This is a genomic window from Arthrobacter melezitosi (assembly GCF_054511055.1).
This window is the reverse complement of sequence record NZ_JBTNDJ010000001.1, coordinates 232,473-256,010: the sequence shown is the minus strand read 5'-3', so window position 1 is coordinate 256,010 and position 23,538 is coordinate 232,473. Positions and strand designations below refer to the sequence as shown.

Genomic DNA, 23,538 nt, shown 5'->3' with positions numbered 1-23,538 from the left:
AACAGATATAAAACGGCGGAGGCAAGAGGAAGGGCCGGCCGGCGCCCTTGACATCCCTCCACCGGCAGGTATTACCTAATGAACATTCGGTAAATAATTCGAAAGGCGGCTCGAATGGACAGCGACGTCCGGACGGCGGGTCCCGCGGCACCGCGGCACCAGATTCTCGCGGAGGACCATGCCTCGGCCTGGCTGGGCATCGAACTGCTCGAGGTGGGCGAGGGCTCGGCCCGGATCGCGATGACGGTCCGCCCCGAGATGCTCAACGGCTTCGGCATCGCCCATGGCGGAATGCTCTTCGCCTTCGCCGATTCAGCCTTCGCCCTCGCCTGCAACCCGGCCTCGCCGGAGCCGGGGTCCGCGTCCGGAATGCAGCCGCCGGGGACCGTCACCGTCGCCTCGGGCGCCGACATCACCTTCCTCAGCCCCGCCCGCTCCGGCGAGGTCCTGACCGCGGTGGCCGAACGACGCGCAAGCTCGGGCCGCAGCGGACTCTACGACATCACCATCACCGCGCACGACGGCGCCACCGGTCGTCCCGTCGCCGAATTCCGCGGGCGCTCCCGCACCATCCCAGCACCCGCCCGCTCCCCTCAGGCGAAGGACGACTCATGACCGGCACCGCCCTCAAGGCCTCGGCGGCCTCTCCCGGAACCCTCGATCCCGAGGAGGGCTACAGCCGGGACCGCATCGAGTCCCTTCAGCTCGAGCGCCTGCAGCGCACCGTGGCGCTCGCGTACGAAAAGGTGGACCTGTACCGACGGAAGTTCGACGACGCCGGGGTGCACCCGGGTGACCTCCGGGAGCTCGAGGACCTGGCCAAATTCCCGTTCACCACCAAGGAGGACCTGCGGCGGTCCTACCCCTTCGGGATGTTCGCCGTGCCGCAGGACCGCGTGGTCCGCATCCACGCCTCCTCGGGCACCACCGGGAAGCCCACCGTCGTCGGGTACACCGCCGGGGACATCGACCGCTGGGCCACCCTCGTGGCCCGTTCACTGCGCGCCTCGGGGGTGAAGACCGGGTGGAAGGTCCACAATGCCTACGGCTACGGGCTCTTCACCGGCGGCCTCGGCGCCCACTACGGTGCCGAGAAGCTCGGGTGCACCGTCATTCCGATGTCCGGCGGGCAGACCGAGCGGCAGGTCCAGCTGATCCGCGACTTCGAGCCCGACGCCATCCTCGCCACCCCCACCTACCTGCTCACCATCCTCGACGCCATGGCCGCCGCCGGCATCGACCCGCGCTCGACGACGCTGAAGACGGCCGTCCTCGGCGCGGAGCCCTGGACGCAGGAGATGCGCCACGAACTCGAAGAGCGCATGGGCTTCGATGCCTGCGACATCTACGGACTCTCCGAGGTCATGGGCCCCGGCGTGGCCGGCGAATGCGTGGAGAGCAAGGACGGCTCCCACATCTGGGAGGACCACTTCCGCCCCGAGATCGTCGACCCCTTCACCGATGAGGTCCTGCAGGACGGCGAGCCCGGCGAGCTCGTCTTCACCTCCCTGACCAAGGAGGCCCTGCCGATCATCCGGTACCGGACCCACGACCTGACCCGGCTGCTGCCCGGTACCGCCCGGCCCGGCATGCGACGCATGGGGAGGATCACCGGCCGCAGCGACGACATGATCATCCTGCGCGGCGTGAACCTCTTCCCCACCCAGGTCGAGGAGCTCGCCCTGCGGATTCCGGCGCTGAGCCCGCACTTCCAGCTCGAGCTCACCCGCCCCGAGGGCCAGCGGATGGACCAGCTGAACGTAAAGGTGGAGCCGCGCGAGGGCGTATCCGCCGCGGACGCCCGGCAGGCGGCCGCCGTCCTGCGTGAGCAGATCAAGATCCACATCGGCTCGAGCTGCACCGTCACGGTCGCCGAGCAGGGGTCCCTGGTGCGCTCGAGCGGGAAGCTCAAGCGGGTCTACGACCTCCGCCCCCGCTCCGGCGCGGAGTGACCGAACGTTCATGCGAAAATGACGGGTATGGCTAGCATCCCAGCACCGGCCACCACGCCCGGACGCCGCGGGCGTCCCGGCTACGACCAGCAGGCGGTCCTCACCATCGCCGTCGACGTCTTCAACCGGCACGGCTACGAGGCGACCTCCATGGGCGTGCTCGCCGAGAACCTGGGCATCAGCAAGTCCGCCATCTACCACCACGTCCCCTCCAAGGGCGACCTGCTCCGGCTGGCCCTCGAGCACGCCCTCGGCGGGCTTGAGGCGGTCCTCGCCGACCCGCAGGCGAAGACCGGGCGGGCCGACGCGCGGCTCGAATTCGTCCTCCGCGGCACCATCGCCGTCCTGACCGAGCGCCTGCCGTTCGTGACCCTGCTGCTGCGCCTGCGGGGAAACACCGAGGTGGAGCGCGGCGCCCTGGAGCGCCGGCGCTCCTTCGACCGGCAGGTCGCCGCGCTGGTCGACGCGGCCCGCTCGGAGGGATCGCTGCGCAGCGACATCGACCCGCGCACCACCACCCGGCTGCTGTTCGGCACGATCAACTCGATCGTGGAATGGTACAAACCCGGCGGCCCGCTCACCGCCGGCAAACTGGCCGACGACGTCATCACCATGGTCTTCGACGGGCTGCACCACCGACCCTGACCCGGCATCCCCCGCGGGCAGGCGGCGCGGGCGGGCGCCGGCGCACCAGCGGGCACCTGCGCAGCGGCGGGCCCCCACGCGGGCCCGCCGGCGGTGGGACCCTACTTTTCCACGAGGGTCAGCACGTCGTAGGTGGCCACGATCTCGTCGGACTGGTTGGTCAGCACCGCGTCCCAGGCCACCTCGCCGTACTCGTCGGTCTCGCGCGGGGTGATGCGCTTGGCGGTCAGGGTCACCCGGATCGAATCCCCGGCGGCCACGGGGGTGAGGAAGCGCAGGTTTTCGAGCCCGTAGTTGGCCAGCACGGGGCCCGGTTCGGGGTCGACGAACAGCCCGGCCGCCCAGGACAGCAGCAGGTACCCGTGCGCCACGATGCCGGGGAAAAACGGGTTGGCCGCGGCGGCCTCCTCGTTGGTGTGGGCGTAGAACCTGTCCCCGGTGGTCTCGGCGAACGCCGTGATGTCCTCGAGGGTCACCTGCCGCAGTTCCGAGCGGACGGCGTCGCCGATCCGCAGTTCGGCGAGGTTCTTGCGGAACGGGTGGGCGCCGTCGAAGGTGCGGTCGGCCCCGGTGTGCCAGATGCCGGTGACCGCGGTGAGCATGTTCGGTGAGCCCTGGAGCGCCGTGCGCTGCATGTGGTGGAGCACCGAGCGCATTCCGCCGAGCTCCTCGCCGCCGCCGGCCCGGCCGGGGCCGCCGTGGGTGAGGTGGGGCACCGGGGATCCGTGCCCGGTGGAGGACCGGGCGTCCTCCCGGTTGAGCATCAGCACGCGTCCGTGGTGGGCGGCGATGCCGGTGACGAGTTCGCGGGCCACCGCGGGGTCGTTGGTGCATACGGTGGCGACCAGGGAGCCGGAGCCGAGCGCGGCAAGGTGGACCGCGTGAGCGGGGTTGTCGTAACCGATCACCGAGGCGACGGGTCCGAAGGCCTCCACCGAGTGCAGGGCACCGGCCTCGACGTCGTCCCAGGTGAGGAGCACCGGCGCCATGAAGGCCCCGCCCTCGGCCGGTCCCACGGTGCCGTCGGCGCGGGTCACGGGCGGTGCCTCGAGGGAGCCCAGGGCCAGTTCGCCGCCGGAGGACATCAGCTCGCGGACGGCGTCCCGGACACCCTCGAGCTGTTCGAGGGACGCCAGTGCGCCCATGGTGACCCCCTCCGCCCGGGGGTCACCGAGGGTGACGCGCTCCTCGATCCGGGCGCGGGCGGCATCGACCACGTCCCGGACGAGGGCCTTGGGCACGATGGTGCGCCGGATGCCGGTGCACTTCTGCCCGGCCTTGACGGTGACTTCGGTGACGAGGGACCGGATGAAGGCCTCGAATTCCGGGGTGCCCGGCACCGCGTCGGGCCCGAGGATCGCGGCGTTGAGGGAGTCGGTCTCGGAACTGAACCGCACTCCGCCGTGCATCACGTTGGCGTGGGAGCGCAGGTGGTTTGCGGTGGACGCCGAGCCGGTGAAGGCGACGAGGTCGCGGTAGTCGAGGTGGTCGAGCATGTCCCGGGCCGGCCCGGAGATAAGCTGCAGGGCCCCCTTGGGCAGGATGTTGGACTCCACGATCAGTTTCACCACGGCCGCCGTGAGGTAGCCGGTGGGCGTCGCGGGCTTGACGATGGTGGGCACGCCGGCGAGGAAGGCGGGGGCGAGCTTCTCGAGCATGCCCCAGACGGGGAAGTTGAAGGCGTTGATCTGCACCGCGGCACCCGGGATCCTGGTGTAGATGTGGGTGCCGAGGAAGGACCCGTCCTTGGAGAGGATCTCGGCCGGGCCGTCGACGATGACCTGCGAATTGGGAAGCTCCCGCCGCCCCTTGGAGCCGAAGGTGAACAGGACGCCGATGCCGCCGTCGATGTCGACCATCGAATCACCGCGGGTGGCCCCCGTCCGGGCCGACAGCTCATAGAGCGGCTCCCGGTGGCCGTTGAGGAACTGCGCAAGCTCCTTCAGCTTCAGGGCCCGCTCGTGGAAGGTGAACCTCCCAAGTTCCGTCTGGCCGGTGGAGCGCGCGAACCGCACCGCCGCGCCGACGTCGAGGCCTACGGTGCTGACGACGGCGAGGACCTCGCCGGTGCTCGCGTCGCGGACCCGGGTGGAGTTTCCACTGTCCAGGACCTGCTGGTCCGGAGCCCACCAGGAGTCCTCGATGAAGCTTGGGACAATATCCGTGCCTACAGCGGTTGCAGTCGTCATCGACTCGCCTTTCAGCTTGCTCTCAACGCGTCCGCCACACCTGGAGGATAAACTGAACGGACGTTCGGTAATATTTCCCCAGCGTACAGGATCGGCCTTTTTCAGTGCACCCCCAAGGAGCCCCAGTGAGCGAAACTTCAGCACCCGACGCGGCCCGGACCCCGTGGCGCATTGTCCCCGGTGAACTGGACGTCGCCATGGGCGTGGAGATCCTTGAGCAGTCCGTCGAGAAGGTCGTCGCAACAATGCCCGTCGAGGGCAACCGGCAGTCCTTCGGGCTGCTTCACGGCGGGGCCTCACTGGCCGTCGGCGAGGCCGTCGGATCCTGGGCCGCGGTGATCCACGCGAGCACCCTGGGCAAGACCGCCGTCGGGGTCGACGTCTCGGCCACCCACCACCGCTCGGCCCGCTCGGGCCGGGTCACCGTCACGGCGACGCCGATCCACCTCGGGCGGACCCTGACCACCCACGAGGTGCTGATCGAGAACGAGGACGGCCAGCGGCTGTGCACGATGCGGATCACCAACCTACTGCTGGATCGACCCATCCCCGTCTGAGTCCGGGCAGGCGCGCCCGGGAGTACTCGACCCACCCACGCCAAAGCCCGCCCCACTGCGCCCTTTGATGAGCGGTGGAGCGGGCCTTGATCCCAAGCGGCGTCCTGGGCTGGCAGGCGGCCTACAGCGACCGCCCAGTCGACCGGTTAGGAGTCAACCTTGTCGGTCGACCCACCGGCGGTCAGATTTTGATTCATCTGCTGCTGAAGATTGATCTGGGCCTGCTGATTATGAAGATTCATGCTGTGCATGCTCATAGTCTCGGAATGCCGGATCCGGTCATGGTCGGCAAACAGTCTGCTGTTGATTTCATCGCGCATCTGTTCCAGTTTTCCTTTTTCCAGGATGGAAACCTTGATTTCACTGACCCCTCCACCGTGGTTCTTGATCTTCAACGCTGCATTCATTGCGTTAAGCACCATGGAGATACCCAGGATCAGGAAAATGATTCCGACGCTGTCGATGGTGCCGAATCCTAGGAACAGGAAAAAGAGACCAAAGATGGCGCGGGCGACGGAAAATTTCACTTCGACGCCAACGCTTGCAGTCGACCCCAGTGGGAAGGCCTCATCCTTATAGCCGAGGGGAATAACTCCGAGGAGTGTGTTTGGGCTCTTCGACACTACACGGGTGTTGGTTACCGCAATTTCAGTCTTCAACCAGAACAGAATGACGGAAGGACTGAACTTGGAGCTGCTCACGTTTGTTTCCCCGGGAGCGAAGGTTAGATTCCCCATATTTTTCGATCTTTTCTCGATGATGACGGCCGGGCGGGGAGCAATCTTCCCGCCATCCGCGACTGCCATGAAGTGATTTACTCGGTGAGCATAACCTACGATTCAAGATTAAAGTAAAACTGCCTCGGCCCCGGCCTGCTCGCCGCTTTTCGGAGATACGCCGGCGAATTCGCCGCCCCGCGGGTGACTGGGCTCTATGTCTCCCCTTATCGGCTCCGGTGGGCCACGGTCCCCACGCCTACACCTAGCCCGCGCGTCATTGTGATTGGCGGGGGGATCCTCGGCGTCGCGACGGCGGTCCACCTGCTGCGCGGCGTCGCCAGCGGTGACCGAGGCCGATCGGGGAAGCGGCGCCTCCCTCCGGTCCCTCTCCTGGCGAAGCTCCACAGGCGAGCGCCCGGATGTCCACTACGTGCTCAGCGTGGCAGGGATCGACCGCTACCGCACCCTCTTCGCCGCAAATCCCTCCCGGGACTGGCTGCGCTTCGACGGGGCGCTTTACTGGAGCGGTGCCGGTGACGAGGAGGCAACCGCCAGCGCCACTCCTCTGGGAGGCAGCACGCCTACGACTCGCGCCTGATCACCGCTGCGCGAGCGGATCCTTCGCCTCGCGGGTCAACCCCACAGCGGTGTCTCTGCAGGCCGTCTTTAACCCCCGGGGAAGTCTGGGTGTCGCTGCCGCACCTTTTTGAGCTCATCACGGAGGAGTTCCGGGATCTCGGCGGCCTCGTAGTCCTCGCGGGAGAGGCCTTGGTCGTGCTGGGCGACGGGCGGGCCACCGGCATCGTCACGGGCACCGGGGACCGGGGACCGGGGACCGGGGACCGGGGACCGGGGACCGGGGACCGGGGACCGGGGACCGGGGACCTACGACGGTGATGCTGTGGTCATCGCCTGCGGGCCGTAGACGCCGGAAGTTGTCGCGGAGGTGAGAATCACCACCAACGACGCCTCGCCACTCCTTGAGTCGGCCTCTCTACGATCGGCGGCGAGCTCCTTGCCAGAGAAGCTTTGAGCGGCGAAAGGCACCTGATGCTACAGCCCTTCCGGCCCGGTCGGTCTCTGCGCTGACCGCAGGGACGGGCCCGCCGGTCCCTGCCGACTCTCCACCTGACGCGTGCGCGTCACATTGCGTAACGTTCGGCCCTCCTGCTTGTGAAGATCGCCTGCGGACCGTGACGCCCGAGTACGGATGGGACGCACGTGATGGGCGATCCGGAACATCTTAGAAAGTCGTAATACTCCTCCGTCGAGCCTCTTGCGGCAGGGGGTGGTGCCTCTTGTACAGTCCCTTTCTAGAGGTCCTGGCCGGACCCCGGCAATGTCCCCCATCAGTGCCGTACTGGTCAGGACCTCCATCTGTATCCGCAGGAGAACGACGCGCAGCCCGTGGCCGGGCCGCGCCCGTCACGCGGAGCCCGCAGCCCGCTGGGGAGGACCGCCGATGCCCGACCACGACCTCCTCCGGCAGTGTGCCGTGACCGCCGCAGTGGCAGGAGGAATCCTCAGCGGCGCCACCGGTGACTACGGAGACGCCAACGAAAGCACGAGCAGGGTCCTTCCGGCCAACTATGCCTTCACCATCTGGTTCCCGATCTATGCCGGGGTCCTTGGCTATGCCGGACACCAGGCGCTTCCCGCCCAGCGCCGCAGTCCCCTGCTCCGCCGGACCGGCGGCCCGCTGGCCGCAGCCGTTGGCCTCTCCGGGCTGTGGGTCAGGGCGCCCTTCCCGGCGGCACAACTGTCCCTGATCGCCGCGACGACGTCGGCGGCGCTGCTCGGCTATGCCCGTGCGGCACCGGCCGACGAGGAGGAACGGACGTCGGTTTCCGCCCGCTGGCTCGTGAGGGCCCCGCTGGGACTGTTCACCGGCTGGATCACCCTGGCGGCGGGCGCGGCGATCACCGAACTCCTGATCCGCCGCGGGGTCCGCGCACCCCGCCCGGGAGCCGATTTCTGGGGAAGCGCCCTGCTGGCATCCCTGTCGGGCGCCGGCATCACCGTCTTCCGGCGGTGGCCGGTCTCGGCGGCCTTCCCCACGGCCGTGGCCTGGGGCCTGGCCGGGACCGCCGCCCGCACCCTGCCCCGCTACCGCCTCCCAGGGCTGACCGCGGCTCTCGGGGCAGGCGCTGTCGCCTTCTCCGGGCTCCGCGCGGCCCGCCGGCACGCTGGAACGGCGGACCGCTGAACGGCGGATGCTCCGCGTTGATAGCGTGGCTGCCATGACTGAGTGCCGCCCCTGCACACCCCGGGAGTCCTGGTCGGCAGCGCGGCGCACGGCGGTCGGTCCCGGTGGTGCCCTGAGGACGGCGCTGGTGACGGTCTCGCTCGGCGTGTCCCTGGCTGCGTGTTCTCCGGCGTCACCGGCCCCGCCCCCGCCACCCGGGCCGCTCTCCTACGTCGCACTCGGCGATTCGTACGCCTCGGGCCTGGGCGCCGGGTCCTATGCCGGGGAGTGCGGCCGCTCGCCACTGGGCCTGCCCGGCCTGCTCGACGCCGAAGAAGCGGTCGAACTCACAGCGGACGGCACGTGCACGGGCGCGGTTGCCGCGCCGCCGGGAACCGGGCCCGCCAGCGTCCCCGCCCAGGTGTCGCAGTTGGTGGAGGAGGGCTCGCTCGGCCCGGGGACCGATCTCGTCACCCTGTCGGCCGGAGGCAACGACGCCGGGTTCGGGCAGGTGGCCGGGACCTGCGCGGCCGCTCCCCTGGACTCCTGCCGCCGCCTGATCGACGAGAGAACGCGGGTCGTCCTGCCCGCCCTGGCACGCAACCTCGACGCACTCTACGGGCAGCTCAGGCGCGCCGCACCGGAGGCGTCGATCGTTGTGACCGGGTATCCCCACCTGTTCTCCCCCGAGTTCGGCACCGGGGATACCCTGAGCGTCCCGGCGCGGGAACTGTTCAATGCCGGGACCGACGCCCTCAACGCGGTCCTCGAGGAGGCCGCCGCCGCGCACGGGTTCGTCTGGGTCCCGACGACCGAGGGTTTCCGCTCGCACGGACTGGGGGCGCCCGAACCGTGGATCACCGGCGTGGACGAGCCGGACGGCCTGCACCCCACCGCCGAGGGCTACCGCTCCGGTTATCTCCCGGCGGTCCGGGACGGCGTGGACCTGGCGGCCCTGCACCGGGAGCAACCCGCGCAGTAGGCCCGGCCTTGGCCGGGTGCGGTTCCGGCTGCGTCAGGGCCCCAGGGCCCCCGCCCGGCACCGCAGGGTCAGTCGTTCCATTCGAAGAAGCCCCTGCCGGACTTCCGGCCCAGTTCCCCGCGGGCCACCTTGTCACGGAGGATTCGAGGCGGGGCGAACCGCTCCCCCAGCGTCGATTCAAGGTACTCGGCGATGCCGAGCCGTACGTCGAGGCCCACGATATCGGTGGTGCGCAGCGGACCGACCGGGTGTTTATAGCCCAGGACCATCGCCGTGTCGATGTCCCCGGCGGAGGCCACCCCCTCCTCGACCATGCGCATCGCCTCCAGGGCGAGGGCGACGCCGAGCCGGGAGCTGGCGAACCCGGGAGCGTCCCGCACCACCACCGGTGTCTTCCCCAGTGCCTCGACCCACCCGCGGGCGGCGGCGGCGGTCGTCTCCGAGGTCGCCGGCCCCAGCACCACCTCGATCAGCGTCGAGGCGGGCACCGGGTTGAAGAAGTGGAGGCCGCAGAAGTCGGCGGGCCGCTGCAGCACCCCGGCCAGCCCCGCGACCGACAGCGAGGAGGTGTTCGTCGCGAGCCAGGCGCCGTCGGCGAGGTGTCCCTCCACGGTGGCGAGGGCGGCCTCCTTCAGGCCGGCGTCCTCGGGGACGGCCTCCACAACGAGGGAGCAGCCGGCGAACGCCGCATAGTCGGTGGAGACCCGGATCCGGTCCAGGAGGGCCTGCAACGGCTCCGCGGTGGAGCCGCGCTCCACGCTCTTGTGCAGGGCACCGGCAACCCGCTCGTGGGCGGCCAGCGCGGCGGGATCGTCACGCTCGACGACGACGACGTCCGCCCCCGCCACGGCGAACGCGTGGGCAATGCCGGCGCCCATCCGTCCCCCGCCGAGGACTCCGACCCGGGCCGGGACGCTCATCGGCCGCCGCCCTCGGGAGCCGAGGGCGCCGGCTGGGCGCCGTTCCGTCGGTCGAGGAAGCTCTGCATGCGCTCGAACTTCGCCTCGGACTCGAACAGGATGCCCTGCGCAAGCTGGTCGATCAGCGGGTGGGCGTCCGCCGGTGCGGCGAAGACGCTCTTGGTGAGGCGGACCGCCAGCGGGTCCTGGCGGGCGATACGGTCGGCGAGCGCATGCGCGGCCTCCAGCAGGGCCTCCGGTGCGTGGATCTCGGTGACCAGGCGCGCCGCGAGGGCCTCCTCGGCACCCAGGACACGCCCGGCGAGCAGGATCTCCTTGGCGAGGGGCTCCCCGACGAGCTCCTTCAGGCGCCAGGTCGCCCCGGCGGCGGCAAGGATCCCGAGCCCGGTCTCGGGGTTGCCGATCTTCAGCGAAGGGGTGCCGATGCGGAAGTCGGCGGCATAGGCCAGTTCGGCGCCGCCGCCGAGGGCGTACCCGTCGAGGGCGGCGATCACCGGCATCGGCAGGCGGGCGATCCGGGCGAACAGCGTCGAGTTGATACCGGCGAGGGCGTCGTCCCGGCGGCGCTGCCGCAGCTCCCCGATGTCGGCTCCGGAGGCGAAGACCCCCTCGGTTCCCGCCAGGATCAGGATGCGCGGGTGCTGCTCCAGGCCGGTGCACAGCTGGTGGAGCTCCTCGACCATGCGCCGGTCGATCGCGTTCTTTACCGCGGGCCGGTTGAGCTGGACGAGCAGCCGGTCGGGCCCCTCTTCGACAAGCAGCGCCTCGTACGGCTCCATCACAGCGCCTCGATGAGCATCGCGGTGCCCTGTCCGACCCCGACGCACATGGTGGCCAGGCCGAGCCGCCGCTCCCCCGCGCCGAGTTCGCGTTCCATCCGGCCCATCAGGGTGATGGCGATCCGGGCCCCGGAGGACCCCAGCGGGTGGCCCAGGGCGATCGCGCCGCCGTCGCGGTTGACGATGTCCTCGTCGAGCTTGAGCCGGCGGATGCAGGCCAGGGCCTGCGTGGCGAAGGCCTCATTCAGCTCGACGGCGCCGAGGTCGCCGATGGAGAGGCCAGTGCGGTCGAGGACCTTCCGCGTCGCCGGCACCGGGCCGATACCCATGATGTGCGGGGGCACTCCGGCCGAGGCGCCGTCGAGGATCCGGGCGCGGGGGGTGAGGGAGAACCGCTCCAGCGCGGCCTCGGAGGCCACGATGACTGCCGAGGCGCCGTCATTGAGGGCGCTTGAGTTGCCGGCGGTGACCACCCCGCCCTTCTTCACCACCGGACGGAGCCCGGCGAGGGCCTCGAGGCTGGTGTCGGCCCGGGGGCCCTCGTCGGCGTCGACGTTGTAGGACCGCTTGCCCTCATTGACCTGTACCGACACCAGTTCGGCGTCGAACCGTCCGGCCTCGGTGGCCGCCACGGCACGCTGGTGGGAGCGCAGCGCGAAGGCGTCGGCGTCGTCGCGGGTGATTCCGTCGAGTTCGGCGAGCTCCTCGGCCGTCTCCGGCATCGAGTAGGTGACCTTGTCCATCGCGGCCAGTTGCGGATTGGCGAACCGCCACCCAATGGAGGTGTCAAATGCCGCCCCGGGTCGAGCGAAGGCCTTTGCCGGCTTCTCCATCACCCAGGGTGCTCGGCTCATCGACTCGACCCCGCCGGCGACGACGACGTCGGCCGCCCCGGCCTTGATCATCTGGGACGCTTGGATGATCGCCGAGAGTCCGGACGCGCAGAGCCGATTCACGGTGATGCCCGGCGTCGTGTCGGGGAAGCCGGCAAGGAGCGCGGCCATCCGGGCGACGTTGCGATTCTCTTCGCCGGCGCCGTTGGCGTTTCCGAGGATCACTTCGTCGATGGACCCGGGGTCCATGCCGGACCGCTGCACCACCTCGCGGAGGACCAGTGCCGCAAGGTCGTCCGGCCGGACCGGGGAGAGCGCCCCGCCGTAGCGGCCGACCGGAGTGCGCACTCCGCCCACGAGAAAAGCTTCAGTCATGACTGCCTCCATGTCGCTGGGCCGGGTGGCCGGTGCGCGGGTGGGCGGAACGGGAATTACCGACCGCTCGTTCTGTAAAGCTGTATCAAGAATTGCACGGTGGTAATCCCGGGTCAACCACCGGGCCCGCGCGGCCGCGGGCCGCCGGCACGGACCCCTGAAGCACCCCCGGGGCCGGATGGCCACCCGCGATGCGCCGGGCATTTTCCTTGTGTGCGTCTCCCAACGCTTCCTACGCTGGTCCCAGTCGAGCAGACGGCGCCGAAAACTTCCAGCCTTGGAGGCCACGATGAGCCATGGATCGACGGCCCGCGGGCACACGGCCCAGGCCGGCGCCCCGGCCCCTGCGCAACCCTCGGCCCCCCGGCAGGAATACGACCTGCCGGAGCCGCCCTCGAAGGTCGACTTCGCCCAAGCCAAGACGGCCGGGGAGATTCCAACCCTCCAGGTCACCCTGCGCATCCGCCGGTACCAGCCCGAGGTCACCGAGGAGGCGTACTGGCAGGACTTCCCCCTGACCATGCTGGGCACCGACCGGGTGCTCGATGCCCTTCACGCCATCAAGTGGGAACACGACGGAACGCTCGTCTTCCGGCGCTCCTGCGCCCACGGCGTGTGTGGCTCGGATGCGATGCGGATCAACGGCCGCAACCGCCTGGCGTGCAAGGCCCTCCTGAAGGACCTCAACCCTGCCGAGCCGGTGATCGTGGAGCCCCTCCAGGGCCTGCCCGTGGAGAAGGACCTGATCGTGGACATGGAGCCGTTCTTCCAGTCCTACCGGGAGATTTTGCCCTTCCTGATCACGAGCGGCCATGCACCGGCCCGGGAACGCCTCCAGTCCCCCGAGGACCGGGAGCGCTACGACGACACCACCAAGTGCATCCTCTGCGCCGCCTGCACCTCCTCGTGCCCGGTGTTCTGGACCGACGGCCAGTACTTCGGTCCGGCGGCCATCGTGAACGCCCACCGTTTCATCTTCGATTCGCGCGATGAGGGCGGCGACATGCGCCTTGAGGTGCTCAATGACGCGCAGGGCGTGTGGCGGTGCCGGACCATCTTCAACTGTTCCGAGGCGTGTCCCCGGGGCATCAAGATCACCCAGGCCATCCAGGAAGTGAAACGGGCCGTCATCAACCGGAACGTCTGAACGTGCCCTGCCCGAAATTCAACCAAGGGAGTCCCCATGCAGCTATCCGTAGCCGAGCAGAGTGCCGCCCAGCTCGGTGGATCCCTGAGCGTCCTCGTCCGCCAAAAGCGGGACCACGAGAAGCTCAATGCCCTCCTGCAGGAGTTGGAGGGCACCGCGGGCCGGCAGCAGGACGAGGTGCTGCGCCGCATCTACCGGCTGGTCTTTCCCCACGCCTTCGCCGAGGAGGCCGTGCTGTGGCCCGTGATGCGGCGGGTGCTGCCGGACGGCGGGGACCTCACACTTGAGGTGGAGCAGGAGCACCAGGAGGTCAACGAGCTCGTCACCCGGCTTGAGTCCCTGGAGGATGGGAACCCGGAGCGCGGGCCGCTCCTGGACCGGCTGGTCGCGGTGCTGCGGGAGGACGTCCGGGATGAGGAGGATGCGCTCCTTCCCCGGCTGCAGGAGCGGGTCGGGGTGCGCCGGCTCCGGCTGCTCGGGCTGGCCTGGGAGGCCGTCCGCCGGACGGCCCCCACCCGGGCGCACCCTGGAGTGGCCCGCCGGCCGCCGGGCAACGCACTCGCCGCAGTCCCCTTGTCGGCGCTCGACCGGCTGGGGGACGCCACCGACTTCGCTCTCCTGCGCGGGCCACAGCCGCCCGCCCCCGCCCTCCGACGGGTGGGCACCGCACTGCAGCGGGCCTCCCACGCCGTCGAGCGGTTGCCCCTGTTCACCCGCGGCGAGGATCCCTCGACCAGCGCCGGCCGCTGACCGACGGCCGGGCCAGCCACCGGGCCGGCACGTGCCCCTGCCGCCCGGTCAGAGCCTGCGGGCCAGGAGGAAGGCCTGGGCCGTCTTTTCGCCTCCCTGCGGCTCCCGCCGGGTCGAGGGGACCAGTGCGAACCCGTGCCGTTGCAGCAGGCCGGTGAGGATCTCCGGGTCGATCCGGTAGGCGTCGAGGCTTACCCGGCTGCCGTAGGCGTCGGTGATCCTCCGCTTCCCGTTCCCGGACTGGAAGGCAAGGAGCATCGGGCCCCCGGGCCTGAGGACGCGCGAGAATTCGGCAAGGACCGACCCAAGCCGCGGAGGCGGGATGTGGATCAGCGAGTACCAGGCCAGCACGCCTGAGGCCGACCGGTCAGCCAGGTCCAGCCGCTCCATGGAGCCAACCTCGAACGCGAGTGACGGGTGGTCCCGGCGCGCGGCGGCGATCATGCCCGGCGACAGGTCGATCCCGCGCACCGAGGCGCCCAGCGACGCGAGGTGGGCGGCGACGCGGCCCGGCCCGCAGCCGAGGTCCATCAGCGGGGCGTCGGCGTCGGACCGGGCCAACTCGGCGAACGCGCCCAACAGTGCACGTTCGAGGGGAAGCCCGTCGAGCTCGAAGCGCAGGAGGTCCGCATACCGGTCCGCCACCGTGTCGTAAGCGGTCCGGGTGGCACGGGCGTCGGGTTCCATGGACCGAGGCTAGCCCGCCGCGCTCCGGAGTCCGTAACGCAGGAACACGACGCCATTGGGGAAACGGCGCTCGTCCAGCAGTTCCAGGTCCAGGCGCACCCCGTCGGGCAGGAACCGGGTCCCGGCTCCCACGACGACAGGGGAAACAAACTGGTGGATCTCATCGACGAGGCCTGCGCGGATCGCACCGGCGGCCAGTCCCGGCCCGCCCACGGCGAGGTCGCGGGGCGCTTCCGCCTTGAGGCGCCTCACGGAGGCCGGGTCGAAGGTACGCTCCAGCCGGGTCCGGGCGCTGGCTACGGCCGGCAGCGTCCTGGAGTAGACGATCTTGTCCGTGCCCCGCCAGATGTCCGCGAAGTCAGCGATGGCGGCCGGCTGGCCCGCCGCCTCCAGGGTTTCCCAGGCGAGCATCACCTCATAGAGCCGCCGACCGTAGAGATGCGTTCCCACGGCCCGCTGGAGGTCGTTGATGAACCGGTGCACCTGGTCGTCGGGAACGCCCCAGTCGAAGGAGCCATTCTCATCGGCGACATAGCCGTCGAGCGAGGTGATGCCGGAAAACAGCAGAAGCGCCATGATCCCTCCGGGGCCGAAAACCGGGGCTGCCACCCAGGACTCTACGGTGCCCCGCTGGTCCTGGCGAGGGCGCCGCAGCACCGCGGATCCCCGTTTCCCGGGCTCCCGGTGAAAAAGCGCCGCACGCGGACGCAGCCTGTCCGCGGTTTCCTTCCGCCGGCCCCGAACCGGGCATTACCGTGTCGGCATGGAACACAATATTCAGATTTCAGTTGACTGCGCCGACCCCCATGCCCAGGCGGACTGGTGGGCCGAAACCCTGGGCTGGACGGTGGAACCCGTCGACGGGAGCTTTCTCGACCAGATGCTGGCGGCCGGGCACGCGACGGAAGCTGACGTCATGGAGCACAAGGGAGCGCGCGTGTGGAAGGCCGGGGCAGCGGTCTGCCGGGCCGGCGACCTGGGGCAGCGGGACAGGATGCGGCTGGTGTTCCAACCGGTTCCCGAACCGAAGACCCTGAAGAACCGGGTCCACCTCGACATCCACCTGACAGGGGAGGACAAGGACCGCGCACGGGACGCACTCGTTGCGCGGGGCGCCCGTTTCCTCTACTCCGCGAGCCAGGGACCCCTCGCCTGGTACACGATGGCCGATCCCGAGGGCAACGAGTTCTGCGTCTCCTGAGCCGCCGCGGCATGCCCGGCCGGTGGTCCGCCGTTAGACTCGGTTGGTGACATCCGATCTTCCCACCCAGGTCTCCGACATCTTCGACCCGCAGCAGTGGCGCACCGTCTCGGGCTTCGATGACCTGACCGACATGACATACCACCGCCAGGTGGAACGGGCCGAGGACGGTCGTGTGCTCCGCGACCTGCCCGCCGTGCGCATCGCCTTCAACCGGCCCGAGGTCCGCAACGCCTTCCGCCCGGGAACCGTGGACGAGCTGTACCGGGCCCTTGACCATGCCCGCATGAGCCCGGACGTCGCCACGGTGCTCCTCACCGGCAACGGACCCTCCCCCAAGGACGGCGGACACTCCTTCTGCTCCGGCGGCGATCAGCGCATCCGCGGCCGCGACGGCTACCGGTACGCGGAGGGCGAGACGAGGGAAAGCATCGACCCGGCGCGCGCCGGCCGGCTCCACATCCTCGAGGTGCAGCGCCTCATCCGGACCATGCCCAAGGTCGTCATCGCCGTCGTCAACGGATGGGCGGCCGGCGGAGGCCACAGCCTCCACGTGGTGGCCGACCTGACCCTTGCCTCCCGCGAGCACGCCCGCTTCAAGCAGACCGACGCCACGGTGGGAAGCTTCGACGCCGGCTACGGATCGGCCCTGCTCGCGCGCCAGATCGGGCAGAAGAAGGCCCGCGAGATCTTCTTCCTGGCCCGGGAGTATTCGGCCGAGGACATGGTCGCGATGGGGGCGGTCAACGAAGCCGTCGACCACGCCGCCCTTGAACGCACGGCCCTCGAGTACGCCGCGGACATCGCGCGGCAGAGCCCGCAGGCCATCCGGATGCTGAAGTTCGCCTTCAACCTCGCCGATGACGGACTGGCCGGCCAGCAGGTCTTCGCCGGCGAGGCCACCCGGCTCGCCTACATGACGGATGAGGCGGTGGAGGGCAAGGAGGCCTTCCTGGCCAAGCGGGACCCCGACTGGTCCGCGTTCCCCTACTACTTCTAGGACGGGCATGGAACTCCTGCCGATCTACACCCCTCCCGCCTTCGATCCGAAGGCACTGCTCAAGCCGCTGGCGGCCTCCCTCGCCGGCGAAGGACCCGCGGTCGCCCCGCACGCCGCCGTCGGCCAGCAGTTCGCCGGGGAGCTGCCCAATGACGAGATCGCCGCGGTCCTCAGCACCTCCGGCTCCACCGGGACGCCGAAGAAGACGATGCTCAGCGTCGATGCGCTCGCCGCGTCCTCGATGGGGACGGCGATCGCGCTCGGCGCCGAGGGCCAGTGGCTGCTGACCCTGCCCGTGCACCACATCGCGGGCTTCCAGGTGCTCGTCCGCTCCCTGTACGCCGGGACGGAGCCCTGGGCGATGGACCCCGCCGTCCCCTTCACCGAGGACGCGTTCACCTCCGCGGCCGGTGAGCTGACCGACCGCGTGCGTTTCACCTCCCTCGTGCCCACCCAGCTCCACCGGCTCCTCCAGGACCCCGCACCGCAGACCCTCAAGGTGCTTCGGCGGTTTGACGCGATCCTGCTGGGCGGCGCGCCGCTGGGGTCGGCGCTGCGCGGCGAGGCCCGCCGGCATGGCCTGAAGATCGTCGAATCCTACGGGATGAGCGAGACCGCCGGCGGGTGCGTCTACGACGGACGGCCCCTCGAGGGCGTGGAGGTCCGCGAGGACGGTGGCAGGCTGTGGATCAGCGGCCCGGTCCTGGCCGACGGCTACCTGGGCGACCCGGAGCTGACCGGGCAGCGGTTTGTCTTCAATTCCGGACGGCGGTGGTTCAGCACGGACGACGCCGGAATGGTCGCTGCCGGCGGCACAGTGGAGGTGCACGGGCGCCTCGACGACGTCATCCTGACCGGCGGCCTGAAGGTTTCCGCGGCGGTGGTCGCCGAGGTCATCGAGGGGATCAGCGGGGTGGACCAGGCCCTGGTCATCGGCATCACCAGTTCCGAATGGGGCACCTCGGTGGCCGCCGCGGTGGTCGGCACCGTGGAGGCCGAGGTGGTGCGCCGGCACGTGGCCGAGGAACTGGGCGCCCACGCCGCGCCCAAGACGGTCCTGGCCCTCGAGACGATGCCGCTGCTGCCCGGAGGCAAGCCGGACCGGGGATCGGTCCGCGCGCTGCTCGAACAGCGGAACTCCTAGCGCCGAACCAACGCGCCAACCGTTCGGGCCGTCCGGCCTGCCAGCACAACCAGTGAAGGAACACACCGTGGCGACTGCCGCTCAGTGGCTTGAAGGAGCCCGCCCCCGCACCCTGCCCATGGCCCTGGCTCCGGTGATCGCCGGCAGCGCGGCGGCGTTCGGGCTCGGCTCATTCCGTCCGGTCAACGCCGCGCTCGCGGCCGCCGTGGCCGTGCTGCTCCAGGTGGGCGTCAACTACGCCAATGACTACTCCGACGGTATCCGGGGCACCGACGACGCCCGGGTGGGGCCGCTGCGGCTCACCGGTTCCGGCGCCGCCCGGGCCCGCGACGTGAAGTACGCGGCGTTCGCCTGCTTCGCCCTGGCCATGGTGGCCGGTGCGGCCCTGATCATCCTCTCGCAGGCCTGGTTCCTGCTGCTGGTGGGCCTCGGGTGCGTCGCGGCCGCCTGGGGCTACACCGGAGGCAAGAACCCCTACGGCTACCTGGGCCTGGGCGACGTCTTCGTCTTCGTCTTCTTCGGCCTCGTCGCAACCCTCGGCACCACCTACACGCAGGCGGGGCAGCTGAGCGGACCGGCCTGGGTCGGCGCCATCAGCACCGGCCTGATCGCCATGGCCCTGCTGATGGCAAACAACGTCCGTGACATCCCGACGGACCGGGAGGCCGGGAAGCTCACCCTCGCGGTGCGCCTTGGGGACACGCCGGCCCGGATCAGCTACGTCATGATGCTGGCGGCGGCCGTCCTGCTGCCGCTGTTCCTCATCGACAACCACCCGTGGGTGCTGCTGGTGCTCCTGCTGGTTCCGGCGGGCCTGATGCCCAGCTGGCTGATGCTCAAGGGCAAGAAGCGGCGCAGCCTCATTCCGGTGCTCAAGCAGACGAGCCTGATCAACCTCGGCTTCAGCCTGCTCTTCGGCCTTGGCATCGTGCTGACCGAGGTCCTCGCCTAGCAGCCGGCCACGGGGGTCAGAGGTCGCGCGGCCTGCGGTCGGCGTTCACGGGTGCGTTGGGGTCGAGCTGATCCTCGGCGGCCGCGTCGTCCTTCTCCATGAAGTTGCCGGCGCGGGGGGCGCCGTCCTTGAACCGGCGCTGCAGGGAGGCGGCGGCCTCGTCGCGCAGCGGACGGAAGAACAGGTAGGTCACGCACCAGGCGAGGATGGCCGCGGCGACGGCGGACAGCACCGCGCCGAGCCCCAGCAGGACGCAGATCACGAAGAAGACGACAACGAACAGCAGGCGCAGGGCGGTGAATTTGAGGAAGGGCACCCTCCAAGTTTACTCGCCTACAATTGGGGTATGCCCCGCCTGTTGCTGTTCCTGGCACTCCTCGGAGTCGCCGTTATCGTCTACGCACTAATCGAATGCGCCATGACCCGGTCCAACGAGGTACGCAGTATCTCGAAACCCGCCTGGCTGATCACCATCCTGGTCGTGCCCCTCCTCGGGGCGGGCCTGTGGTTCCTGTTCGGCCGGCCGCGGCCGGTGCGCGGCACCCGCCCTCCCCGCACGGCCCCCCGGCACCCGACAGCGCCCGATGACGATCCGCAGTTCCTGCAGAACCTCGAGACGAAGCGCCGCCAGCAGGCCCGCGAGCAGGAGTTGAAGCGCAAGGAGGAGGAACTGAGGGCCCGCGAAGCCAAGGCCAAGGGCGGCGCCGCCGGCGGCACGAAGGACACCACCCCGGCCGCCGGCTCTCCCAAGGGCGGCGCGGACAAGACTCCGGCCGTGGAGCCCGACGACGACGCGGATGAGACCGGCAGCACCGGCGCCCACCGGCCGAAGAACCCCTAGCCGCGCCCTTGCCGCAGCTGCCGCTACGCAACAAAAAACCGCACCCGCCCGCTCGTTGAACACGAGCGGACGGGTGCGGTTTTTTCCGTGGCGCGCCGGGACCTTTTTGCCGCCTACACGCCGGCGTAGCTGTGGAGCCCGGAGAAGTAGATGTTCACGATGGTGAAGTTGAACACGATGCACAGGTACCCGACGATCGACAGCCAGGCCGCCCGGGTTCCGGTCCACCCCTTGGTGGCGCGGGCGTGCAGGTAGCCGGCGTACACGGTCCAGATCACGAAGGTCCAGACCTCCTTGGTGTCCCAGCCCCAGTACCGGCCCCAGGCCTCCTCGGCCCAGATGGCCCCGGCGATGAGCGTGAAGGTCCAGCCGACGAAGGCGATCGCGTTGAGGCGGTAGGAGAGGTTTTCCAGGCTGAGCGCCGGCGGGACGAGCCGCATGAAACCGGCCTTGTCGGCTCCTCCGGACGCAATGCGCGCCTCGCGGGAGGTCTGGATCAGCTGCAGCACCGACATGGCGAAGGTGAGAGTGAACAGCGCCGAGGAGGCGACGGCGATGGAGACATGCACGATGAGCCAGTAGCTCTGCAGCGCCGGGATGAGGTTGGCCACCGGGGTCGCGAAGCCGACGGTCGCGGCGCACAGCATGATCACCACGAGGCCCACCACGAAGGACCCGACGAACCGCAGGTCCTTGCGGGTGAGGGTGATCAGGAAAATGACGGCGACGATCAGGGCGCCGGTGGTGCAGAACTCGTACATGTTGCCCCAGGGCACCCGGTTTGCGGCGATGCCGCGGGTCAGGACCGCGGCGGCGTGGATGACGGCGGCCACCGCCGTCAGGGCCACGGCGATCCGGGCCGAGGAACGGCGCGGGCCGGCGCTGTAGTCCATCGATGCATCCGCCATGGGGGAAGTACTGCCCGCGGGCGTCCGGGAACCTCCGCGGGCTCCGGCGAGCACCTCCGCCCGGGCCGTTGACTGCGCGCGGTCGGCGGCCAGCCGGGCCTCGACCGCGCCGATGGTGCGGCTTGATTTCACCAGATCGAGCACGAAGAAGATCAGTGCCACCACATAGGCGATGGAGGCAAGGAGCATGAACAGCTCGCTGGTGGCCCCCAGTTCGGCATTAACGCTTGGCATCAGTTGTCCTTACCGTTGTCGCCGTCGGTCCCGGCGCCCGCTCCGGCGGCGGGAGCCCCGGCGGGCTGCAATTGATTTTCCCCTGCTTTGGCCGAGTGCACCAGCCAGTGTCCGGCCAACAGCTTCTCCACCGCGGCACCCTCGGCCGAAAGCCTCGGATCCTCGCCGCGGGCCAGCAACCCGTATTCCACAAGCACCCGGCCGTCGGGGTGCAGCCCGGAGCGTACCCAGGCCCTGCGCCGGCCGATGAACAGGGAGGCGCTCAGGCCGGCCAGGGCGAGGGTCGAAAAGACGAGCGCCCCGAGCTGGGCTGGGTCGTGGTGGATGTCCACCGCGATGTAGCGCTTCAGGCCGTCGAAGCTGATCGAGCCCTTTCCCTCGGGAAGGTCATAGGTTTCGCCCAGGCCCAGCACGATGCCGCCGTTGGCGTTATTGCGGCTGTTCAGCTCCGTCAGGTCCTCGGTGTCCAGGACGTAGACGTTCTTCGGTTCACCTTCGTCGAGGCCCAGGTCCCCGGCGTAGGCGTTGAGGTTGAGCTGGGGGTTGAACGGGTCGGGGTCGCGGGAGAAGGAGACGCCTTTTTCATCGACGAAGGCGGTCGGCAGGAAGAACCCGACGAAGCCGAGCTGCTCGGGCCTGGCGTCGGGCGCCTTGATCACCGCGAGCGAGGTGTACAGCCCGTCGGAGGGGATGGTGACCACGGGGCCCTGCGCCGCGATGTTTCCCTCGCCGTCGCGGACGGTGACCACCGGGGCGTAGCCGTTGCCCACGAGGTACACGCTGGTGCCGCCAAGGTCGATCGGCGCATTGACCTTGAGGACCTGCTCCTTGGGTTCGGCGTCGGGACCGTCCTGGGTCGTCAGGTTCGCCGTGAAGTCGAGGGGCTGGCCGTAGTGGCTCACCTGGTCCCTGTCGAACTGGACATCGAACGAGTCCAGGCGGATGGAGTAGGGCTCGAGCTGGTCATCGGAGAAGTTGGCGCCCGGGGTGAAGGCGTCGTAGCTGACAAGGGTGTTCACGAAGGTGTCCCCCTCCACGATCACCTTCTGTCCGTTGTAGCCGAACAACCCACCGACGGCGACGCAGACGAGCACCCCGATCAGCGAGGTGTGGAACACGAGGTTGCCCAGTTCCTTGTTGAAGCCGCGCTCGGCGGCAACCGACGGCCTCTCGCCGTCGGAGTCGCGCACATCGACGCGGTAGCCGCGTTTCTTCAGGAGCGCGGCGGCCTCCGCCACCGCGGCGGCCGGTGTGCTGCCCGGACCGCCCGCACGCCCGGCGGGGATCTCCAGGGTGCCGTAGACGGGCATGCGCGAGAGCCGACGCGGCGTTGCCGGTGGCTTGGACCGGACGGCCTTGGCGTGGGCGACGGCGCGCGGAAGGACGCAGCCGATCAGGGAGACGAACAGCAGCAGGTAGATGGCGGAGAACCACACCGAGGAGTACACGTCGAACAGCTGGAACCAGTCGAGGATCGGACCGCTGTCCGGGTGGTCCTCGATGTAGGTGGTTACGACGGCCGGGTTCGCCGACCGCTGCGGGAACAGCGATCCGGGCACGGCGGCCACGGCGAGGAGCAGCAGCAGGAACAGCGCCGTCCGCATGCTCGTCAGCTGCTTCCACGCCCAGCGCAGGGTTCCGGTGAACCCGAGCGCGGGCAGGGCGATGTCGGGCTTGGGGGCCTTGGCCGGCGCCGTGTCCTTGTTCAACATGACCTGCTTCTCGTGGGAATCGCTGTCGTGGCCCGTGCTGCGGGCGGCCTAGATGGGCAGGACCACATTGTTCACCAACAGGTCCTGGAGGCTGGTGATCCAGCTGTTCCAGATTCCGGTCACCATCAACACTCCCACAAGGATCAGCAAGCCGCCGCCGGAGCGCTGGAGCAGCAGCCGGTTCCGGCGGAAGAACCGCAGCGCGCCCATCCCCCGCCGGATGCCCAGGGCGATAAAGAGGAAGGGCAGCCCCAGTCCGAGGCAGTACACGAAGGTGAGGACGGCGCCCTTGAGCGCGCTGGCGTCGTCGCCGGAGATCGCCAGGAGCTGGACCGCGCCAAGCGTGGGCCCGATGCACGGCGCCCATCCCAGCCCGAAGGTCATCCCCAGCAGGGGCGCCCCCCACAACCCGGCCGGCACCCGCGCGTGAATGCGGCTCTCCCGCTGGAACAACGCGAACCCGCCCAGGAAGACGACCCCGAGCAGGATCACCACGATGCCAAGGAGCTGGATCAGCCAGTCCTGGGACACCCGCAGCCAGGCGCCCAGCTGGCCGAACAGGGTCCCGTAAGCCATGAAGACCGCCGAGAAGCCGAGAACGAACAGGGCAATGCCGGCGAACATGCGGCCGCGCTTCTGCTGCTCAAGGTCGACCCCGGTGAGCCCGGTGACGTAACCGAGGTACCCGGGCACCAGGGGCAGCACGCAGGGCGAGGCGAAGGAGACGAGGCCGGCGAGCAGCGCCACCGGGAGGGCAAGGAGCATCGACCCGTTCAGGACGGCGTCGGCGAACGCGTTGCCTCCGGCGAGGGTGGGCAGAAGGGCC

The 23,538-nt window shown here is 69.7% G+C and carries 26 protein-coding genes; 15 read left to right on the top strand and 11 right to left on the bottom strand.

What is annotated here, in order from left to right:
• Nucleotides 1-114: 114 nt before the first annotated feature.
• The 3 genes from paaI to ACX80W_RS01255 are packed head-to-tail and all read left to right on the top strand — an operon-like array spanning nucleotide 115 to nucleotide 2,597.
• The gene (gene paaI, locus ACX80W_RS01265; protein ID WP_459279691.1) at nucleotides 115-615 is read left to right on the top strand and encodes a hydroxyphenylacetyl-CoA thioesterase PaaI; all 501 of its coding nucleotides are present in this window, start codon (nucleotides 115-117) and stop codon (nucleotides 613-615) included.
• Nucleotides 612-1,952, top strand: a complete 1,341-nt coding sequence (gene paaK, locus ACX80W_RS01260; protein ID WP_459279689.1) for a phenylacetate--CoA ligase PaaK — start codon at nucleotides 612-614, stop codon at nucleotides 1,950-1,952. The genes paaI and paaK overlap by 4 nt, the downstream gene beginning before the upstream one ends.
• 27 nt (nucleotides 1,953-1,979) lie before the next feature.
• Entirely contained in the window at nucleotides 1,980-2,597 is a 618-nt protein-coding gene (locus ACX80W_RS01255; protein WP_459279687.1) for a TetR/AcrR family transcriptional regulator, read from the top strand.
• 101 nt (nucleotides 2,598-2,698) lie between these two features.
• Here the strand turns inward: ACX80W_RS01255 and paaZ are convergent, their stop codons facing one another.
• The gene (gene paaZ / locus ACX80W_RS01250) at nucleotides 2,699-4,786 is read right to left on the bottom strand and encodes a phenylacetic acid degradation bifunctional protein PaaZ (RefSeq protein WP_459279685.1); all 2,088 of its coding nucleotides are present in this window, start codon (nucleotides 4,784-4,786) and stop codon (nucleotides 2,699-2,701) included.
• Between the two features lie 197 nt (nucleotides 4,787-4,983).
• Between paaZ and ACX80W_RS01245 the strand changes: the two genes are divergently transcribed.
• Nucleotides 4,984-5,343, top strand: coding sequence for a PaaI family thioesterase (locus tag ACX80W_RS01245; protein WP_459280186.1), 360 nt, complete (start codon nucleotides 4,984-4,986; stop codon nucleotides 5,341-5,343).
• A 146-nt stretch (nucleotides 5,344-5,489) separates the two neighbouring features.
• On the opposite strand, the gene ACX80W_RS01240 is transcribed toward ACX80W_RS01245, so the two are convergent.
• Complete coding sequence (locus ACX80W_RS01240) at nucleotides 5,490-6,149, bottom strand: hypothetical protein (protein ID WP_459279683.1); 660 nt, start codon at nucleotides 6,147-6,149, stop codon at nucleotides 5,490-5,492.
• 256 nt (nucleotides 6,150-6,405) lie between these two features.
• Here ACX80W_RS01240 and ACX80W_RS01235 point away from each other — a divergent pair, with 256 nt between their 5' ends.
• The 4 genes from ACX80W_RS01235 to ACX80W_RS01220 all read left to right on the top strand — a co-directional run bounded on the left by ACX80W_RS01235 (nucleotide 6,406) and on the right by ACX80W_RS01220 (nucleotide 9,229).
• Nucleotides 6,406-6,660 (top strand): hypothetical protein, encoded by a 255-nt coding sequence (locus tag ACX80W_RS01235; protein ID WP_459279681.1) that lies wholly within the window; start codon nucleotides 6,406-6,408, stop codon nucleotides 6,658-6,660.
• Nucleotides 6,661-6,749: 89 nt separating this feature from the next.
• Nucleotides 6,750-6,959 carry a hypothetical protein gene (locus ACX80W_RS01230; RefSeq protein WP_459279679.1) on the top strand — a complete coding sequence of 70 codons (210 nt, stop codon included), beginning with the start codon at nucleotides 6,750-6,752 and terminating at the stop codon, nucleotides 6,957-6,959.
• Nucleotides 6,960-7,524: 565 nt separating this feature from the next.
• Nucleotides 7,525-8,268, top strand: coding sequence for a TspO-related membrane protein (locus ACX80W_RS01225; protein ID WP_459279678.1), 744 nt, complete (start codon nucleotides 7,525-7,527; stop codon nucleotides 8,266-8,268).
• Between the two features lie 34 nt (nucleotides 8,269-8,302).
• Nucleotides 8,303-9,229 carry an SGNH/GDSL hydrolase family protein gene (locus ACX80W_RS01220; protein WP_459279676.1) on the top strand — a complete coding sequence of 309 codons (927 nt, stop codon included), beginning with the start codon at nucleotides 8,303-8,305 and terminating at the stop codon, nucleotides 9,227-9,229.
• Between the two features lie 68 nt (nucleotides 9,230-9,297).
• On the opposite strand, the gene ACX80W_RS01215 is transcribed toward ACX80W_RS01220, so the two are convergent.
• From ACX80W_RS01215 to ACX80W_RS01205, 3 genes are read right to left on the bottom strand one after another with little or no spacing between them, the layout of a single operon-like run.
• Complete coding sequence (locus tag ACX80W_RS01215) at nucleotides 9,298-10,149, bottom strand: 3-hydroxyacyl-CoA dehydrogenase family protein (protein ID WP_459279674.1); 852 nt, start codon at nucleotides 10,147-10,149, stop codon at nucleotides 9,298-9,300.
• A complete protein-coding gene (locus tag ACX80W_RS01210) occupies nucleotides 10,146-10,928 on the bottom strand; it encodes an enoyl-CoA hydratase/isomerase family protein (RefSeq protein ID WP_459279673.1) in 783 nt (260 codons plus the stop codon). The genes ACX80W_RS01215 and ACX80W_RS01210 overlap by 4 nt, the downstream gene beginning before the upstream one ends.
• Nucleotides 10,928-12,136: a thiolase family protein gene (locus ACX80W_RS01205; protein ID WP_459279671.1), complete on the bottom strand. Its 1,209-nt coding sequence runs from the start codon at nucleotides 12,134-12,136 to the stop codon at nucleotides 10,928-10,930. Before ACX80W_RS01205 ends, ACX80W_RS01210 begins: the two co-directional genes overlap by 1 nt.
• A gap of 277 nt (nucleotides 12,137-12,413) precedes the next feature.
• Between ACX80W_RS01205 and ACX80W_RS01200 the strand changes: the two genes are divergently transcribed.
• Both ACX80W_RS01200 and ACX80W_RS01195 read left to right on the top strand, forming a co-directional pair.
• Nucleotides 12,414-13,283, top strand: coding sequence for a succinate dehydrogenase iron-sulfur subunit (locus ACX80W_RS01200; protein WP_459279670.1), 870 nt, complete (start codon nucleotides 12,414-12,416; stop codon nucleotides 13,281-13,283).
• A gap of 36 nt (nucleotides 13,284-13,319) precedes the next feature.
• A complete protein-coding gene (locus tag ACX80W_RS01195; RefSeq protein WP_459279668.1) occupies nucleotides 13,320-14,033 on the top strand; it encodes a hemerythrin domain-containing protein in 714 nt (237 codons plus the stop codon).
• A 48-nt stretch (nucleotides 14,034-14,081) separates the two neighbouring features.
• Here ACX80W_RS01195 and ACX80W_RS01190 read toward each other — a convergent pair whose 3' ends face one another.
• Both ACX80W_RS01190 and ACX80W_RS01185 read right to left on the bottom strand, forming a co-directional pair.
• Nucleotides 14,082-14,720, bottom strand: coding sequence for a class I SAM-dependent methyltransferase (locus ACX80W_RS01190; RefSeq protein ID WP_459279666.1), 639 nt, complete (start codon nucleotides 14,718-14,720; stop codon nucleotides 14,082-14,084).
• A 9-nt stretch (nucleotides 14,721-14,729) separates the two neighbouring features.
• A complete protein-coding gene (locus ACX80W_RS01185) occupies nucleotides 14,730-15,329 on the bottom strand; it encodes a dihydrofolate reductase family protein (RefSeq protein ID WP_459279664.1) in 600 nt (199 codons plus the stop codon).
• Between the two features lie 154 nt (nucleotides 15,330-15,483).
• Here ACX80W_RS01185 and ACX80W_RS01180 point away from each other — a divergent pair, with 154 nt between their 5' ends.
• The 4 genes from ACX80W_RS01180 (at nucleotide 15,484) to ACX80W_RS01165 (ending at nucleotide 19,017) form a co-directional block, all read left to right on the top strand.
• On the top strand, nucleotides 15,484-15,921 hold the full coding sequence (locus ACX80W_RS01180) for a VOC family protein (protein ID WP_459279662.1): 438 nt from the start codon (nucleotides 15,484-15,486) through the stop codon (nucleotides 15,919-15,921).
• Between the two features lie 46 nt (nucleotides 15,922-15,967).
• Nucleotides 15,968-16,921: a 1,4-dihydroxy-2-naphthoyl-CoA synthase gene (locus ACX80W_RS01175; protein WP_459279660.1), complete on the top strand. Its 954-nt coding sequence runs from the start codon at nucleotides 15,968-15,970 to the stop codon at nucleotides 16,919-16,921.
• Nucleotides 16,922-16,928: 7 nt separating this feature from the next.
• Complete coding sequence (locus ACX80W_RS01170) at nucleotides 16,929-18,065, top strand: AMP-binding protein (RefSeq protein WP_459279659.1); 1,137 nt, start codon at nucleotides 16,929-16,931, stop codon at nucleotides 18,063-18,065.
• A gap of 67 nt (nucleotides 18,066-18,132) precedes the next feature.
• Nucleotides 18,133-19,017, top strand: coding sequence for a 1,4-dihydroxy-2-naphthoate polyprenyltransferase (locus ACX80W_RS01165; protein ID WP_459279657.1), 885 nt, complete (start codon nucleotides 18,133-18,135; stop codon nucleotides 19,015-19,017).
• A 16-nt stretch (nucleotides 19,018-19,033) separates the two neighbouring features.
• Here ACX80W_RS01165 and ACX80W_RS01160 read toward each other — a convergent pair whose 3' ends face one another.
• Nucleotides 19,034-19,333 carry a DUF4229 domain-containing protein gene (locus ACX80W_RS01160; RefSeq protein WP_459279655.1) on the bottom strand — a complete coding sequence of 100 codons (300 nt, stop codon included), beginning with the start codon at nucleotides 19,331-19,333 and terminating at the stop codon, nucleotides 19,034-19,036.
• Between the two features lie 30 nt (nucleotides 19,334-19,363).
• On the opposite strand from ACX80W_RS01160, the gene ACX80W_RS01155 reads away from it, so the two are divergent.
• Entirely contained in the window at nucleotides 19,364-19,858 is a 495-nt protein-coding gene (locus ACX80W_RS01155) for a PLD nuclease N-terminal domain-containing protein (protein ID WP_459279653.1), read from the top strand.
• Nucleotides 19,859-19,971: 113 nt separating this feature from the next.
• Here the strand turns inward: ACX80W_RS01155 and ccsB are convergent, their stop codons facing one another.
• The 3 genes from ccsB to ACX80W_RS01140 are packed head-to-tail and all read right to left on the bottom strand — an operon-like array spanning nucleotide 19,972 to nucleotide 23,477.
• Nucleotides 19,972-21,000 carry a c-type cytochrome biogenesis protein CcsB gene (gene ccsB / locus ACX80W_RS01150; RefSeq protein ID WP_459279652.1) on the bottom strand — a complete coding sequence of 343 codons (1,029 nt, stop codon included), beginning with the start codon at nucleotides 20,998-21,000 and terminating at the stop codon, nucleotides 19,972-19,974.
• Nucleotides 21,000-22,712, bottom strand: a complete 1,713-nt coding sequence (gene resB / locus ACX80W_RS01145; RefSeq protein ID WP_459279651.1) for a cytochrome c biogenesis protein ResB — start codon at nucleotides 22,710-22,712, stop codon at nucleotides 21,000-21,002. Before resB ends, ccsB begins: the two co-directional genes overlap by 1 nt.
• Nucleotides 22,713-22,760: 48 nt before the next feature.
• Nucleotides 22,761-23,477: a cytochrome c biogenesis CcdA family protein gene (locus tag ACX80W_RS01140; RefSeq protein WP_459280184.1), complete on the bottom strand. Its 717-nt coding sequence runs from the start codon at nucleotides 23,475-23,477 to the stop codon at nucleotides 22,761-22,763.
• Nucleotides 23,478-23,538 lie beyond the last annotated feature (61 nt).